This window comes from Xanthomonas sp. NCPPB 1638, assembly GCF_041475635.2.
Lineage (GTDB): Bacteria > Pseudomonadota > Gammaproteobacteria > Xanthomonadales > Xanthomonadaceae > Xanthomonas > Xanthomonas cucurbitae.
The window spans coordinates 3,414,417-3,429,582 of the sequence record NZ_CM192984.1 but is presented as its reverse complement, the minus strand read 5'-3'; the positions used below and the strand labels follow the sequence as shown (position 1 = coordinate 3,429,582).

Genomic DNA, 15,166 nt, shown 5'->3' with positions numbered 1-15,166 from the left:
GATGGCCATCTACCGCGCGCCCCGGGCACCACACCCCGCCGGCCGCAAGACCATCAGCCTGGTTGCGCGGCAGCACATGGACGAGGCACTACGTCTGCTCAATGGCGACACGCCTGGGCTCACTGGCGAGGACGCCCTGGCCGAACGTGAGCGACTGCGACGCGAGGATGCCGCGCGCGACGCAGTGCAGAGCGAATTGCCGCTGCCCTGCGCCCCATCTCCCCGGGAGGCGACGATAAGGGCGCGCGGGCAGGGCGGGGCGCTGAATCTGAACGAGGCGGAAAACCATTCAGCTCCGGGCGATGGGTCCTCCTGGCCGACCCCCGATGCGGGTAATTCGGACCCCGTTTCCTTGGTAGATAGCGCGGCTGGAAGTTACTGAATGTTGGCGAATTACGATGATGTGCTTGGCCAGCTGCGCGATGCGGGCCTGATCCTCGACAGCCTGGACGCCAGCGGTCGCATGGTCCGCTGCAAGGTGGAGGGCTCACGCGAGCGGCGCGGCTGGTATGTGTTGCACGAGCTGCAGACCAACGGCACGGATGTGCTGATTGTTGGCACCTACGGCATCTGGCGTGGTAACGACAACGGCGCGATCAAGGTGGAGCTGCGCAAGCGCGACAGCGAGTTCACTGCCGAGCAGCGCGAGGCACTGAAGCGCCGGTTGGCGGAGGACCGCCGCCGAGCAGAAGCCGCCCGCCAGGAGGAAAATCGTCGGGCTGCCGAACGCGCCACCCGCGCCTGGGGCAAGGCGCTGCACGATGGCGAGTCGGACTACCTCACCGCGAAGGGCGTGCAGGGCTTCGGCTTGCGCTACGGCGGCTCGGGCATCGCAGTGGTGCCGCTGCTTGATGGCAATGGCGCCATCCACGGGCTGCAGCTGCTGCGCACGGCCAAACAGGCCGACCAGCAGCGCAAGCCCGTGAAGGAGTTCTGGCCGGCGGGACTCGCCAAGCGCGGGCATTTCCACCTGATCGGCGGCACGCCGCAGTGGATACTGCTGGTGGCTGAGGGCTACGCCACCGCCGCCAGTCTGCACATGGCCACCGGCTACCCAGTGGCCGTGGCCTTCGACGCCGGCAACTTGATGCCGGTGGCCAGCGCCCTGGCCAAGCGTTACCGCAGCACCAAGGTGCTGATCTGCGGCGACGACGACGTGCTGCAGAAGTGCCGTGCATGCAAGTCACGTCTGGTGCTCACTGAGCATCCGAAGACATGCCCCACCTGCGGGGAAGACCACAAGGCCGAGAACGCCGGCATGCTGGGCGCGAGCGCGGCAGCACTCGACGTGCACGGCGCGGCGTTGCTGCCGGTCTTCGCGGAAGAGGGCGCGCGGCGCGCGGTGTACATCGAACACGGCCGCAAGGTCAGCGACTTCAACGACCTGCACCTGGCCGAAGGGCTGCACGTGGTGCGTGCGCAGGTGGAGGCTCGCATCACGGAGCTGTCGTGGCGTGCGCCGGTAGAGAAACGCGTCGCTTCCATCCCCAGCACCGGGGGCGCGGGGAAGGCCCTTCTCAAGCCGATCGACAGCATCGACACGCTGCTGAGCCGTTTTGCACTGGTGTACGGGCAGGGCGGCACAGTGTTCGATCACCAAGAGCACATGCTGGTGGCGCTGGGCGACATGCGCGATGCGTGCGTACGGCGTGAGCTGCACCGTGCGTGGCTGGAGAGCCCGCAACGCGCCATTGTGCGCGTGCAAGAGGTGGACTTCGACCCGTCCGGCTGCAAACCGGGCATCACCTGCAACCTGTTCGCCGGCTGGCCGACGGTGCCGCAAGAGGGCACCTGCGACAAGCTGTTGCAGCTGCTGTGGCACATGTGCGGCAACGAGTCCAATCAGCGCATTCTCTATGAGTGGGTGCTCAAGTGGCTGGCGTACCCGCTGCAGCACCCGGGCGCCAAGATGAAATCGACGATCGTGATTCACGGGCCGCAGGGCACCGGCAAGAACATGTTCTTCGACGAGTACATGAAGCTGTTCGGCGAATACGGCCGTGTGCTGGACCAGTCGGCGCTGGAGGACAAGTTCAACGACTGGGCCAGCCGCAAGTTGTTCCTGCTGGCCGACGAAGTAGTTGCGCGCACCGAGGTGTACCACCTCAAGAACAAGCTGAAGGCCCTGATTACGGGCGACCGTATCCGGATCAATCCGAAAAATATTCAGGCCTACGAGGAAGACAACCACGCCAATCTGGTGTTCCTCTCGAACGAGGCGATGCCGGTCGTGCTCGAGGAAGATGATCGCCGCCACGCCGTGATCTGGACGCCGGACAAGCTGCAGGCGGAGTTCTATCAGGAGGTGCTTGCAGAGATCCGCGCCGGCGGCACCGCGGCACTACATCACTACCTTTTGCAGATCGATCTCGGTGACTTTTCCAACGGCACCAATCCACCGATGACCGCAGCGAAAGCCGAGCTGATCAACCTGGGGCAAGACAGCCCACAGCGGTTCCTGGATGAACTGTATGGGCAGGATATTCCCGGGCTCAAGCCACGGCCTGCGCCCTCGAAGGAATGGTACGAGGTGTACAAGGTCTGGTGCGGGCGCGAGGGGGTGAAGCCGGCGCCTTCGCCAAAGTTCATCAACGCGCTGGTGCGCAAGCGCGGCATCACGCATCCCGATCGCGCGCGTAAGCGCTACCTCATCGAGCAGACCAGCCACGGCCCGCATGGGTTCCTGTTGCTGGGCAATGCCAGCTGCCCAGAAGACCAGACCGAATCCGCCTGGCTGGGCACCGAGGTGGTCGGCTTTCGCGGCGCGTTCAACGAATACAAGGGGCGTGCATGACCACTGCGCCTATCGATGTGCGGGATGTGCGGGACAGTGTGCGGGAACCTGTGCGGGACCAAATGCTTGTGGCAGTAGGCCTGTGCGGGATGTGCGGGCGTTCTACCTCCTGCGTGGGCGCGGGCGCGCGGGCAAACGCGCAAGACGCACACGTGCAATGCCTCTCCCGCGTGCGTGAGTGCCCGCACATCCCGCACATCCCGCACATCGCTACTGCCACAGGCGTTTCAGGCGATGCGCGTCCCGCACATGTCCCCGCACAGGCCGCACACGCTCACGCGCGCGCGTTTTTTCCTGTCCTGCTGGCCTTGAAAGAAATGGAAGAAGTGGAGCGCTGGGTATGACGGACAACGATGTGGTAGTGACGGGCAAGGAGCTGGCGGCCTACATCGGCTGCCGGCCGTCTTACATCGTGGAGCTCAAGCGCAACGGTCGCCTGGTGCAGGCCGACGGCGGCAAGGGCTACCTCAAGAGCGCTTCCCTGGCGCTGTACGAGCAGACCCGGGACCCATCGCGTGCCGGCGTTGCTGCGCGCCACACCGAGGCCCGCGGCGCCGCGCTGGTAGGCGATGGCGGCGACGAGCAAGACGAGTCCGACGAGCCCCAGACCAGCGATGCCAAGCGCAGGGCCAAGGCGCTGGCGGACAGGGCGGAGGCCGACGCGCAGTTGGCGCAGATCGAGCTAGCCAAGGAACTCGGCAATCTGCTGCCGCGCGCCGACGTGGAGCAGGCTATCTCTGAAGCGGGCACGGGGCTGCGCGTAGCGTTGGAGCGCATCCCCGACACGCTCGCCCCGCAGCTGGCCGCCGCCACCGACGAGGCCAAGGTGCGGCAGCTGCTGTGGGACGAGTTGACCCATGCGCTGGAAGAGATGAGTCGCGGCTTTCGATCAGCCACCAAGCCGGCGGAGGTGGAGGGGTGAGATCGGACAACGAGCTGACTTGCTGCGGCCTCGTTCCCAGCCAACGCCGAATGGAGGCCGATTCAGTGCGTGCGATCCGTATCGTGCTGAAGCCGGTGCGTCGTTGCGAGGTTACCCTTTGATTACATCGGCGACTCTCCGTATCAATGCGGTACTTGCACGTGCGCTGCAGCCGCGCCGCCCGCTGACCGTGTCGCAGTGGTGCGACGAGCACATGCGCCTGTCCAGCAAGGGCAGCAGCAAGCCTGGGCGCTGGGTCACCGACCGCAACCCGCCGTTGCGCGAGCCGATGGACAACATGTCCGCTCGTAGCCCGGTGCACATCCAGGTATGCATGTTCCCCATCCAGTTCGGCAAAAGCCAGCTGGCGACCAATAGCATGGCTTACTGGATGGACTACGCACCCGCTCCGATCATGTATGCGCTGCCGGGCGAGGCTTCCATGAACAAGTGGATCGCCCAGAAACTCAACCCCATGATCGAAGTGTGCCCTGCCGTGCGGCGTGCGCTCAGCAGCACGGCCAGTCGCGACAGTGCCAACCAGCGCACCTTCAAAGACTTCGCCGGTGGTCAGCTCTACGTGGAGCACATGGGCAGCCCGCAACGGCTGAAGTCCACTACGGTGAAGTACCTGCAGGTCGACGAGATCGACGAGGCACCACAGCAGCTCAGCACCGGCGATGATCCGATCAAGATGCTCGACGGACGCACATCGGCATTTCCTACCACCTACAAGCGGCAGTACATCAGCACGCCAGGCATCGCCGGCATCAGCCGCATCGCCAAGCTCTACGAAAAAAGCGACCAGCGGCGCTACAACGTGCCGTGCCCACACTGTGGCCACTTCCAGGCGCTCACATGGAGCGGTCTGGTGTGGTCGCCGGATGCAAAGCACGCGTGGTACGCGTGCAGTGAGTGCGGCGTAGCGATTGAAGAGCACCACAAGGCCGACATGATCGCCGCCGGCCGCTGGGTGGCGGGCAACCCGGATTCCGACATCCGCGGCTATACGATCAACTGCCTGTATTACCAGTTTGGCCTGGGGCCGCGCTGGGCTGACTTGGTGGGTGAGTGGCTGGATGCGCAGAACGACCCTGCCGCGCTCAAGACCTTCATCAACGATCGCCTGGCCGAAACGTGGGAAGACCCGTCGATGCGATCGGTCAAGCACAACGTCATCGCCGACCGTGCCGAACCGTATGCCCTGCGCACCGCGCCGCGTGGCGTACTCGCCATCACCGTTGGTGTGGATACCCAGGACAACCGCTTGGCCGTGCACATCGTTGGCTGGGGCCGAGGCATGGCCGCCTGGACCCTGGACTATGTCGAATTGCCCGGCGATCCCGCCGAGGAAGGAGTGTGGGTGTCGCTCACGGACCTGCTGAACCGGCCGATCGAGCGCGAAGACGGCGTGCTGCTGCGCCCCTTGTCCACCGCCATCGACGCAGGCGGTCACCGCACCGAGGCAGTCAAGCACTACGTACGTCAGCGGCATATCACCCGGTCCATGTGCATCTTCGGTGCTAAGCCGAACAACGCGCCCATCCTTTCCAAGGGCAAGTTGGCAGACGTCACCTGGCGCGGTCGCACAGACAAACGAGGCATCACCATCTATCACGTAGGCGGTGTCGCTGCGAAGCACTACCTCTACAGCCGCCTATCTGCCGACGCCGAGCGTCAGCCCGACGCGCGGCTGGTCCATTTCAGCGACCAGTTGCCGCAGGAGTTCTTTCCGGGGTTGGTGTCGGAGATCTACAACCCGGTGAAAAACCGCTTCGAGAAGCGCGTGGTGCGCAACGAGCCCCTGGACACATGGGTGTATGCGTACGCCGCAGCTCACCATCCAGAAGTGCGTCTTCACCGGTTCGGGAAGGCGGACTGGGATGTGCTCGATGCGCGCTTGCGCGCCACGGCGGTGGAGTATTGCAGCAATGATTCCCGTGAAACCTCGGTCGCTTTGATTCCCGAACCAGCCTCGCAGGATTCCCGTGAAACACTCCATATGCCGCCGCCGCGCTACCGGCGTGGTGTGCGCAGCTCGGGGGTGCGCTGAGTGGCGGCGGACAAAACCCTCAATGACCAGCTGCGCACCTGGGCTGCAGCTGTCGCTGGCGAACAGGTACAGCGGGCAACATCAACCGGCACCGAACGCATCGAGCCGTTGGAGGTAGCGCTGCTTGCTGCGGACGCCATGCGAGTGGAATCCATCGTGCAGTACATGGAGCGTACCGGCCGCTGGAAGGAGGCGCGCGTGCTGCGCACCGAATACTGCCTGGCCGGCATGAGCGAGGCAGACCGCCTCGCGCGCATGGCCCGGCTGGGGCTGCGGATCAGCCGGGCCAGCTACTACGCCTACCTGGCTTCCGCGCATGCCTTCGTGGCCGGGGCACTGTCGTTCTCGCTGGGGAGCGAGGTGGCGTAATCGGCAGTACCATTCTGCTTCCACAGTCAGAGGGACAGGGGATGAAAAGGAACATGGGTTTAGTGGCGGCACTCGTTGTGGGTTCGGCAGCGGCGTCTGCCCATGGCCAGGTGGTGAGCAGCGCGGCGAAGCTGGCAGTGGAACTCGAAGCACAAAGGACTACTTGCTCAGCGATGGCTTCGGAGCTATCAGGTGCCGCTTCAACGGCTAGTCTCAAGGACCGACTGGCGAGCGAGGAAGAGCGGACGCGCATCGAGATGGATACTCGTATCTATGCAGTGGGCCATGGCCGGCGAGAGAGCACGCAGTACATGCTCGATCGCATGTCTCAGTTGGCGTCAACTGATTCTGCCAATGCGCAGGCTCGTGTCGAGAAAGGGGGGCAGGACAGGGCGGCGGTTGCAGCCTGTGTGTCCCAAGCGCTTGAGCATGGCAAAGGGCAGTACGCCAACTTCAAGAAGGGTAAGCGGACCAAGAAGGATGCCGAGGAAGGAAATGCTGTCATGACTGCCTGGATGGTTAACGTGCAGTCCATCGAAATGCGCGCCCCGCAAGGCACGGACGAATCAAAGGCCGAGTGGGACAAGGCCAAGGCGCACGCTGAGCTGGAGTCCATGTAAGCGAGCCTGTGAGCCAGGGCGGTGGCAATCCCCCGCTTGACACTCGCCCGGGCTGCGCGCAGCATCATCTCTGCTGCGGCCAAATCCGCAGCCGGGCTTGGAATCCCGAACCATGAGGCGCACCAGCGCCCATCTGTCGATGCCGGCGCTTTTTTGTTGCCGGCCCAGGCCGGTGGCGCATGCCAGCTAGTTCCATGGCGGGCGGTGCGCGGGGGCCGCAAGGCCCACCGGTCCTCATGCCGGCATTCCAACCGCGTACCGTCCGCCGCCTCGCTTGGAATCGGGACGGCGGACTCCATCTGACATGAGGAGATCGCCATGAGTCGTTCTGCTGCCCGCAAGGGCGCCGCTTCCCTGCACGACACCATCCGCTTGGCCGCTGCCGAACTGCCCGCCGACACCATCGCCCGCATCGCTGCGGCCGTCGCGCCGGCATTGGTTCAGCCTGCGGCTAACCAGCCGCCGCGCACCACGAAGCAACTCAAAGTGGCATTGTCCAGTTGCGCCGACGGCCTATTGGTGATTCCGGACGGCTGTGCAGTGGCCGATGCGTTCTATGCCGGGCAGCTGTTGGCTATCACCGCGCGGCAAGTGATGCATTCCGTTGGGGTAGAAGAGCCGCTCAATGCAGTCAGTGGCGCTTTCGTCGCGGCAGTGTTGATGGATCTGTCCACGGCTTTCTACGAGGCAATCGAGACCGAGGTGGTCGCCGCATGAATGCCATCACCCCGTTCGACTTCGAGGGACGCGCGGTGCGCGTGGTCGAGGATGACGCCGGTCTGCCGTGGTTCGTGGCGCTGGATGTGTGTGAGTGTCTGGGCGTCAAGAACAGCCGTCAGGCACTCACACGACTTGATGAAGACGAGAAGGGTGTCATTTCAAATGACACCCTTGGCGGTCAGCAGCAAGTGGCAGCAGTCAACGAGCCCGGCCTGTACTCTCTGACTCTCGCGAGCCGCAAGCCCGAAGCCAAACGCTTCAAGCGCTGGATCACCCACGACGTGTTGCCGGCGCTGCGGCGCACCGGCACCTACAGCCTGCCCAGCAATGCCGTCGCGGAGGCCGAGCGGCCTCCCATGCCGATGGCGCCCCAGCACCGCGCAGACGTACTGGTTTCAGCCAGCAGGATCTTCGGCGCAGCCCTGCGCACCGCTCGGCAGATGCGCGTGCCGCCGGGCGAGGCGATGCGCGCCGCCTACATGTGCGCGCGTCGGCACACCGGCGTGGACTGGCAGGAGGAGCTGGGCGCGGACGTGGCGCCGGCCTTGGCCGATCCCGCATCAGCCGGCGAGCTGCGTCGCGGTGCCGCGCTTCAGGCTGCCGAGGAGTTCCGCGCTGCCTGGTTGGACGGCAGCCTTGGCCTGCCGGACATTCCTGTGCTGTCCAACGACGCCTTCGCCGCTTTCACCAGTTGGTCCGTTCGCACCGGCCGCGAGCGCGTACCGCAGTACGTCTTCGTCGCCGCGCTCACAGGCGTGGGCGGCATGCTCAAAAGCCGCCACCGCTACCGCATTCCCGGAGAACCCCGCCAGCGTGATGTGAGCACGTTCCTGATCCCGCTCGGCCAACAGCACCCGCCCATCGGAAAGACCATGGAAAATTGGTTGGGAGAATGCATTCAGGCATGGCGGGCCGCAGCCGGGTGCGAAGGCGGCGTGCGATGATCGCCGCGACGGAATGCCAACAGTGGGCGCAAATGAAGGACAGCAATATCCGGTTGGTTCGGTTTCTGGCGCCGAATTCGGCATCCCGGCCGGCGATCACGGCATGCAGACGCGCGTGGGCCACCTCTTGCGCCGCCTTGGATGGCGGCTAGTCGAGCGCCGCCGCAACGGCGTCAAGCCGCGCCTGTACCAGCGTCCAGGCCGGATGACGGGGCACCTTGCAAGTGAGGAGGGCGGGACGTCGGCATATTGATCGCCGCGCAGCCAAACACCAAGGACTTGCGGTGTCCGAATAAATATGGTTATATTTTGAGATCAAATCCACATGAGTCCTTGCGATGGCTGATCAATCTCGCGTTGAGGCCCTGCTTAGCCCCTATCTGACCAGTTTGCGCGACATCGTGCTTGGGGCATGGACTGACTGGATGGACAGTGGATACAGCGGCGTGTGGCGCTGCAAGCGGACACGCGCTGGCTTCATCTGGGAGCAGATGACGTGTAGGGCACATGTGGAGTTTTCTTTCGATCTGCATGTCAGGATTCATCGGCAGAATGAGAGCTTCCTGTTTGTGCTGGGAGATGAGTTGCTGTTCCGCTTCAAGCGAAGTGACGAACGCGGGTACACAAGGAATTATCCGACTCAGGCTGCAATCGAGTTTCACGACCCCGAGCAGCCAACGCTGCCTGGGCTTGATTCGCTGTCCAGGGTGGAGGTCAGCTATGTCCTCAATGAGGCGGAGACGTCGGTTGAGGACATCCTGGTGGTTGCCCGTAATGGCAACCGCGTCGCTTGGAAGTACTCCGTTCTTGATCGCCTCGATAGCTCTCAGGTCGTTGAGATGCCGGATGCGCCCGTGGCTCCCGTCGCGCCGAAGCCAGAGCACCGCCGCTCGCTGGTTCGCGTAAAATCCGCCGCCCTCGACAGAACGCCCGCTGAGAAGACGTAATGAATAGTTCAGTTGCCAACGCGTCCATCATCAAGATCGCGCGGCAGGCAAGGGGGCTCAGCCAAGTGCAGCTGTCGGTCGCAGCTGGCGTCAGTCAGGCTGCGGTATCCAAGCTGGAGGCGGGGATCATGCAGCCCACGCCCGAGTTGGTGGAGAGTCTTGCCCAGGTTCTGTCGTTTCCGGCGTCGTTGTTCTATGAGACGGATCCGGTATTCGGTGTGCCGGTGAGCATCAGCTATCGCAAACGCGCGAGCGTCGGTGCGCGCTCTATCGATCAGCTTGAGGCAGATATCAACATCCGGCTGATGCATCTGCGTCGCCTGTTGGGTTCAATGGATCACCAGCCGGAACTGTCGTTTCCGAGCCTCGATGTCGACGCCTATGGCGGCAGTGGAACCGCGATCGCCCAATTGGTACGGCGTCATTGGGGTGTTCCTAGTGGTCCGCTTCTCGACCTCACTTCGCTGGTCGAGCGGGCTGGTGTGATCGTTCTGCCGTGTGAGTTTGAAAGCATTGGTGTAGACGGCCTCACTTTGCAGCCGCCGGGGCTTCCTGTGTGCATCTTCCTCAACAGTGCGATGCCTGGTGACCGTCAGCGCTTCACCTTGGCCCATGAGTTGGGCCATGCGGTGATGCATCGGATGCCTACGCCGGAGATGGAGCAGCAGGCAGATGATTTCGCAGCAGAGTTGCTGATGCCTGCAAAGGACATCATGCCGGCCTTTACGAGCGGCGTGACGTTGGCGCGTGTTGCCGCTCTCAAGCCGATCTGGCGTGTTTCCATGGCATCGTTGATTTACCGCGCCCGCACGCTTGGCTGCCTCACCACTTCCCAGAACACTTCCCTGTGGAGGCAGATGAGTGCGCTGGGATACCGCCGGCAGGAGCCTCAGGAGGTGGCTGTTCCTGCAGAAAAGCCCTCCGTGATGAGCGATATCATCCGGGCGCATGTCGATGAGCTTGGTTACAGCCTTGATGATCTTGCCCGGCTACTGCACATGCAGCGTGACGAACTAAACGGGATGTACGGAATCGAATTGCGTCCCAGTGCGCCCCGGCTGCGTGTTGTGAAGTAGAAATTTGCGATGACGTGTTGCGTCTAGACATTGCATGCCAAGAATAGGTCAGCGGCGAGGTGCCGCGACCAGCGAAGCCCCGCCATCGTGCGGGGCTTTGTCGTTTCGGGCCCTGGTGACCTTGCCGTTGGATGCCCATGCCCACACCGCAACAACATCTCGACGAAGCGCTCGCCGTCCGCCACCAGCTGCTGCTGGGCAAGGCGACGGTGTCGCTCGCCTTCGGCGAGCGGCGCGTGGAGTACACCAAGGCCGAGTTGCCCGCACTTGAGGCGTACATCGCCGAGCTGCGTCGCACGATCAGTGGCAAGGCCACGCGCCGCGGGCGCATCACCTACGTGGTGCCGCGCTGATGGCCTCCGCTGCCGTCGCTGCCGATCGCCTGAAGGCCGCCCTGGGCCAGGACCGCGCCGTGCGCGCGGCGCTCAGTGCCGCTGTGTCGCCGCCTGCCGCCAGCGCAGACGAAGTGCAGGGCACCCGCTGGCGTGGTGCCTCGCGCACATTGCGCAGCCTGCAGAGCTGGTTGGCCCCAGTGGGCAGCGCCTCGGCAGACCTGGAGCGCCATGAGCTGACCACGTTGCGCGCGCGCAGCCGTGATGCCATGCGCAACGCGCCCATTGCCCGCAGTGCACTCATGCGCTGCCGCACCAGCATCGTTGGTACCGGACTGGTTTGCCGGCCGGCGGTTGACCACGAGGCCCTGGGCCTCGCCAGCGACGAGGCCGAGCGCTACAGCGCCGTGCTGCGTGCCAGCTGGGAGCGCTGGGCAGAAGATCCGGCCGAGTGCGACGCCGAGGCTGCGCTCGACATCTACGGCCTGCAAGCGCTCGCGCTGCTGTCGGCCATGTCCAGTGGCGACGTGTTCGTCCTGACGCCGCAGGAGCGGCGCCATGGCGGCGTGTCCGACCTGAAAGTGCAGCTTGTCGAGGCTGACCGCATCAGCAATCCCAACGATGCCGGCGACACCCCGAACTGCATCGACGGCATTTCCATTACAGGCGCCACGCCGGTGGGTTGCTGGATCCGCAACACGCATCCCGGCGACCGAGTGGACATGCGCATGGCGGTGTGGAGCTTCTACGCCTACTTCGGTGCTGAGACTGGCCGCCGCCGTGTGCTGCATGTGTGGAACGACAAGGAGCGGCCAGGGCAGGTTCGCGGTGCGCCGTACCTTGCGCCGGTGCTGGAGCCGCTCAAACAGCTGGAGCGCTACGGCGATGCGGAGCTGATGGCCGCCGTCATCAGCGCCATGTTCACCGTCTTCATCGAGCGCGACAAGGAACTGGCCGATGCCGAAGGCAACGCGCTGGGCCTGTTCGGCACGGACGACAGTCAGCCCAACATCGCACTGGGCAACGGCGCCGTGGTGGACCTTGCCCCCGGCGAGAAGGCGACCAGCCAGGCGCTCAACCGTCCCAACGTCAACTTCGATCCATTCTTCACCGCCGTGGTGAAGCAGATCGGTGCCTCGCTGGAGCTGCCGCTCGATGTGCTGATGTTGCAGTTCGACCGCAGCTACTCGGCCGCCCGCGCCGCCATGCTGGAGGCCTGGCGCTTTTTCAATCTGCGCCGGTGGTACCTGGTGCAGCAGTTCTGCCAGCCGCTGTATGGGCTGCACATCGACGAGGAAGTCGCTGCAGGTCGCTTGGTGCTGCCCGGCTATGGCGATCCCATTCGTCGTCGGGCCTGGACCCGCGCCCTATGGATCGGCCCGGCGCGTGGCTCGATGGACGAGCAGAAGGAGGCCGGTGCGGCCAAAACCCGCATCGAGATCGGTGTCAGCAACGAGGCCATGGAAACTGCGGCCATGAACGGCGAGGACTGGAACGCCGTGTATGCCCAGCGCGTGCGCGAGGTGAACCGTCGCCGCGCCGATGGCCTGTATGCGCCCGCCGCGACCACGCCGCCGGCACCGGCAATGGCCGACGGACAGCGGCCGGAAGACGACGCGGCACCCACCCCGGAGGACGCGGCATGAGCGACGCCTATCACCTCGCGGCCAGCCGCCCCTGGCTGATCCAGCGCGAGTCGCTGGAAACCATCCTCAGCGTGGCGGAGCGTGCTGGTGACCCGCAGGCGTTGCAGACGCGCCTGGGCCGCCCGCTGGACAATGCGCGCAGCGTCACCATGCGCGATGGCGTGGCAGTGATCCCGGTCATTGGCCCGGTGTTTCGCTACGCCAACCTCTTCACCGCCATCTCCGGTGCCACCAGCACGCAGGTGCTGGCCACCGACCTGCAGGCCGCGCTCGACAACCCCTACGTCAAGGCCGTGGTGCTGGAGTTCAACACGCCCGGCGGTGAAGCCAGTGGCGTTGGGGAGCTTTCGGACACCATCCATGCCGCGCGGGGCAGCAAGCCCATCGTTGCCTACGTGGGCGACCTGGCCGCCTCGGCCGGCTATTGGCTGGCCAGCGCCTGCGACGAAGTGGTGATCGCCGAAACCGGCATGGTCGGCTCCATCGGTGTGGTGATGTCCTACCTGGATACCAGCGAGCGCGATGCTAAAGCCGGCGTCCGCACCTTGGAGATCGTCTCCAGCCAATCGCCGGACAAGCGGCTGGATCCCAAGACCGACGAAGGGCGCGGCAAGGTCCAGTCCATCGTCGATGCGCTCGCCGGGGTCTTCGTGACTGCGGTGGCGCGCAACCGTGATGTGCCCGAGGACACCGTGCTGGCCGACTTCGGCCGGGGCGGCGTGTTGCTGGGTGCTGACGCGGTCAAGGCCGGCATGGCCGATCGCATCGGATCACTCGAAGCCGTGATCGCCGAGCTGGCCGGTTCCGCCAGCACTCCGAAGAGGAAAACGCCCATGAGTACTGCAAACGGGCAGGTCACGGTTTCCACCACCGAAGATCTGCGCAACGCGCTGGCGGCCGGCAAGACGGCCGACCAGATCGTGATCGCAACCAACGACGCGGCCATCGCCGCCGCCCGCAACGAAGGCGAAGCTGCCGGCCGCGCGTTCGCGACCGATGCCGCAGTCACCGCCGAGCGTGCGCGAATCATCGGCATCCAGACACTGGCCCGCACCGGGTTCGATGCCGAGATGCAGGCCGCCATCGACAGCGGCGCCACGCCGGAGGCCTTCGCCATGACGCTGCTGCAGGCCGCGCAGGACCGTGGCATCACGCTGGATGCCATGCGCCGTGATGCGCCGCCTGCCGCCGCCCACGCCAAGCCCGGCGAAAGCGGTGGTGACAAGGTCGCCAGCCTGTCCACCAGTGACATCTACCGCCGCCGCCAGGCCGGCGCATCCCCGGCCAAGTAAGGAGCCGCCCATGACCACCATGATCGAACTGAACCGCACGGGCGATTTCCTGTTGTCGGAAGCCCCCGGCACCTACTCGCGCGAGAACGAGATCCTTGCCGCAGGCCAGTCCTGCGTCGCCGGCACCGTTCTTGGCGTGGCCACTGCGTCCGGCAAGTACCTGGCACTGGATCCAGCGCTCGCCACGGGTGTCGAAGACGCCGCTGGCGTTCTCTGGGCCACCACCGATGCAACCGATGCCGATGTCGCCATCGTGGTCATCAAGCGCAACGCCGAAGTGAAGGCCGAAGCGCTGATCTGGCCGGACGACATCACCGCCCAACAGAAAACCACCGCGATCTCGCAGCTCGCCGAGCTGGGCATCGTCCTGCGCTGATTACGAGGAATTATACCCATGCCCGCACCCTTGATGTCCGATGTTTTCGCCGGTGACGCCTTCAGCGTCATCTCCCTCACCGACGCCATCAACAACGTCCCGTTCATCCCCGGCCGTGCAGGCCAGGTGGCTGGCTGGGAGGAAGAGGGCGTCCCGACAACCAGCATCCTGGTCGAAGAGGACGGCGGCGAGCTGCGTCTCGTCGATCCCACGCCGCGCGGCGGCCCTGGGCAGACCTTTGCCCCGGACAAGCGCAAGGCACGCAGCCTGGTCGTACCGCACTACCAGGTGGACGACTTCATCGCCGCCGACAGCGTGCAGAACATCCGCGCCTTCGGTCAGGCAAACCAGTTGGAAAGCGTGCAGGAGCGTGTGACCGCGCGCCTGCGCCAGCATGTGCAGTGGAAGCTGGACCCCACGCTGGAATTCCAGCGCGTGGGTGCAATCAAGGGCTTGATCGTCAATGCCGGTGGCACCGTCCTGTACGACCTGTTCAACGAATTCGGTGTCGTCCCGGAGGCCGAGGTCGATTTCGATCTGGACAACGCCAACCCGGGCAGTGGCGCGCTGCGGCGCAAGGTGGCGGGAGTTGTCCGCAAGATCGCCGATGGCCTGGGTGGCGTGCCGGTCGGTGCCATCCACGCGTTCTGCGGCGACGCCTTCTTCGACGACTTGCTGTCCCACCCGGAAGTGCGCGAAAGCTACACCGGCACTCCGATGGCGCAGGTGCTGCGCGAGGGCTACGTCACCCCGGCCGGCACCGTGTATGGCGTGTTCGAGTTCGGCGGGATCATCTGGGAGAACTACCGCGGAAAGGTGGGGAACACCGCCTTCGTTGACCCCGACAAGTGCCACATCTTCCCGATCGGCACTCCTGGCCTGTGGCGCACCGTGTACGCGCCGGCGGACTACGAAGAGACCGTCAACACCATCGGTCTGCCGCGCTACGCCAAGCAGTACCCCACGCCCAACGGCAAGGGCCGGGCGCTGGAGGCGCAGATGAACGCCCTGAGCTACTGCACCCGGCCCAAGACCCTCATCAAGGGCAAGCGCACCTAAAAGGCCTGCTGAAACC

15 protein-coding genes are annotated in these 15,166 nt (G+C 64.9%); all 15 read left to right on the top strand.

Annotated features, from left to right (window positions below; all coding sequences use genetic code 11):
- Position 1 precedes the first annotated feature (1 nt).
- Entirely contained in the window at positions 2–382 is a 381-nt protein-coding gene (locus tag ACCQ13_RS14800) for a hypothetical protein (RefSeq protein ID WP_223214345.1), read from the top strand.
- Positions 383–2,794 (top strand): DUF5906 domain-containing protein, encoded by a 2,412-nt coding sequence (locus ACCQ13_RS14795; RefSeq protein WP_159407439.1) that lies wholly within the window; start codon positions 383–385, stop codon positions 2,792–2,794.
- A 340-nt stretch (positions 2,795–3,134) separates the two neighbouring features.
- On the top strand, positions 3,135–3,716 hold the full coding sequence (locus tag ACCQ13_RS14790; protein WP_159407438.1) for a hypothetical protein: 582 nt from the start codon (positions 3,135–3,137) through the stop codon (positions 3,714–3,716).
- 103 nt (positions 3,717–3,819) lie between these two features.
- Positions 3,820–5,769 (top strand): phage terminase large subunit family protein, encoded by a 1,950-nt coding sequence (locus ACCQ13_RS14785; RefSeq protein WP_223214344.1) that lies wholly within the window; start codon positions 3,820–3,822, stop codon positions 5,767–5,769.
- Positions 5,770–6,138, top strand: a complete 369-nt coding sequence (locus ACCQ13_RS14780; protein WP_159407437.1) for a hypothetical protein — start codon at positions 5,770–5,772, stop codon at positions 6,136–6,138.
- A gap of 53 nt (positions 6,139–6,191) precedes the next feature.
- Positions 6,192–6,758, top strand: a complete 567-nt coding sequence (locus ACCQ13_RS14775) for a hypothetical protein (protein WP_223214343.1) — start codon at positions 6,192–6,194, stop codon at positions 6,756–6,758.
- A 318-nt stretch (positions 6,759–7,076) separates the two neighbouring features.
- Positions 7,077–7,475: a hypothetical protein gene (locus ACCQ13_RS14770; RefSeq protein ID WP_159407435.1), complete on the top strand. Its 399-nt coding sequence runs from the start codon at positions 7,077–7,079 to the stop codon at positions 7,473–7,475.
- The gene (locus tag ACCQ13_RS14765) at positions 7,472–8,422 is read left to right on the top strand and encodes a BRO-N domain-containing protein (RefSeq protein WP_159407434.1); all 951 of its coding nucleotides are present in this window, start codon (positions 7,472–7,474) and stop codon (positions 8,420–8,422) included. Before ACCQ13_RS14770 ends, ACCQ13_RS14765 begins: the two co-directional genes overlap by 4 nt.
- A 338-nt stretch (positions 8,423–8,760) precedes the next feature.
- Entirely contained in the window at positions 8,761–9,369 is a 609-nt protein-coding gene (locus ACCQ13_RS14760) for a hypothetical protein (RefSeq protein WP_159407433.1), read from the top strand.
- Positions 9,369–10,445, top strand: a complete 1,077-nt coding sequence (locus tag ACCQ13_RS14755; protein WP_159407432.1) for an XRE family transcriptional regulator — start codon at positions 9,369–9,371, stop codon at positions 10,443–10,445. The genes ACCQ13_RS14760 and ACCQ13_RS14755 overlap by 1 nt, the downstream gene beginning before the upstream one ends.
- 137 nt (positions 10,446–10,582) lie before the next feature.
- Complete coding sequence (gpW, locus tag ACCQ13_RS14750; protein WP_017162927.1) at positions 10,583–10,798, top strand: gpW family head-tail joining protein; 216 nt, start codon at positions 10,583–10,585, stop codon at positions 10,796–10,798.
- Positions 10,798–12,423, top strand: coding sequence for a phage portal protein (locus ACCQ13_RS14745; protein ID WP_159407431.1), 1,626 nt, complete (start codon positions 10,798–10,800; stop codon positions 12,421–12,423). The genes gpW and ACCQ13_RS14745 overlap by 1 nt, the downstream gene beginning before the upstream one ends.
- A complete protein-coding gene (locus tag ACCQ13_RS14740; protein ID WP_159407430.1) occupies positions 12,420–13,715 on the top strand; it encodes a S49 family peptidase in 1,296 nt (431 codons plus the stop codon). Before ACCQ13_RS14745 ends, ACCQ13_RS14740 begins: the two co-directional genes overlap by 4 nt.
- 10 nt (positions 13,716–13,725) lie before the next feature.
- Entirely contained in the window at positions 13,726–14,091 is a 366-nt protein-coding gene (locus ACCQ13_RS14735; protein ID WP_159407429.1) for a head decoration protein, read from the top strand.
- A 33-nt stretch (positions 14,092–14,124) separates the two neighbouring features.
- Positions 14,125–15,150: a major capsid protein gene (locus tag ACCQ13_RS14730; RefSeq protein ID WP_159408008.1), complete on the top strand. Its 1,026-nt coding sequence runs from the start codon at positions 14,125–14,127 to the stop codon at positions 15,148–15,150.
- Positions 15,151–15,166: the final 16 nt, after the last annotated feature.

What these genes read in the sequence shown, in the direction of transcription:
- ACCQ13_RS14800 (WP_223214345.1), top strand. Translation starts at nt 2, where the DNA reads ATGGCCATCTACCGCGCGCCCCGGGCACCACACCCCGCCGGCCGCAAG.
- ACCQ13_RS14795 (WP_159407439.1), top strand. Translation starts at nt 383, where the DNA reads ATGTTGGCGAATTACGATGATGTGCTTGGCCAGCTGCGCGATGCGGGC.
- ACCQ13_RS14790 (WP_159407438.1), top strand. Translation starts at nt 3,135, where the DNA reads ATGACGGACAACGATGTGGTAGTGACGGGCAAGGAGCTGGCGGCCTAC.
- ACCQ13_RS14775 (WP_223214343.1), top strand. Translation starts at nt 6,192, where the DNA reads ATGGGTTTAGTGGCGGCACTCGTTGTGGGTTCGGCAGCGGCGTCTGCC.
- ACCQ13_RS14770 (WP_159407435.1), top strand. Translation starts at nt 7,077, where the DNA reads ATGAGTCGTTCTGCTGCCCGCAAGGGCGCCGCTTCCCTGCACGACACC.
- ACCQ13_RS14765 (WP_159407434.1), top strand. Translation starts at nt 7,472, where the DNA reads ATGAATGCCATCACCCCGTTCGACTTCGAGGGACGCGCGGTGCGCGTG.
- ACCQ13_RS14760 (WP_159407433.1), top strand. Translation starts at nt 8,761, where the DNA reads ATGGCTGATCAATCTCGCGTTGAGGCCCTGCTTAGCCCCTATCTGACC.
- ACCQ13_RS14755 (WP_159407432.1), top strand. Translation starts at nt 9,369, where the DNA reads ATGAATAGTTCAGTTGCCAACGCGTCCATCATCAAGATCGCGCGGCAG.
- gpW (WP_017162927.1), top strand. Translation starts at nt 10,583, where the DNA reads ATGCCCACACCGCAACAACATCTCGACGAAGCGCTCGCCGTCCGCCAC.
- ACCQ13_RS14745 (WP_159407431.1), top strand. Translation starts at nt 10,798, where the DNA reads ATGGCCTCCGCTGCCGTCGCTGCCGATCGCCTGAAGGCCGCCCTGGGC.
- ACCQ13_RS14740 (WP_159407430.1), top strand. Translation starts at nt 12,420, where the DNA reads ATGAGCGACGCCTATCACCTCGCGGCCAGCCGCCCCTGGCTGATCCAG.
- ACCQ13_RS14735 (WP_159407429.1), top strand. Translation starts at nt 13,726, where the DNA reads ATGACCACCATGATCGAACTGAACCGCACGGGCGATTTCCTGTTGTCG.
- ACCQ13_RS14730 (WP_159408008.1), top strand. Translation starts at nt 14,125, where the DNA reads ATGTCCGATGTTTTCGCCGGTGACGCCTTCAGCGTCATCTCCCTCACC.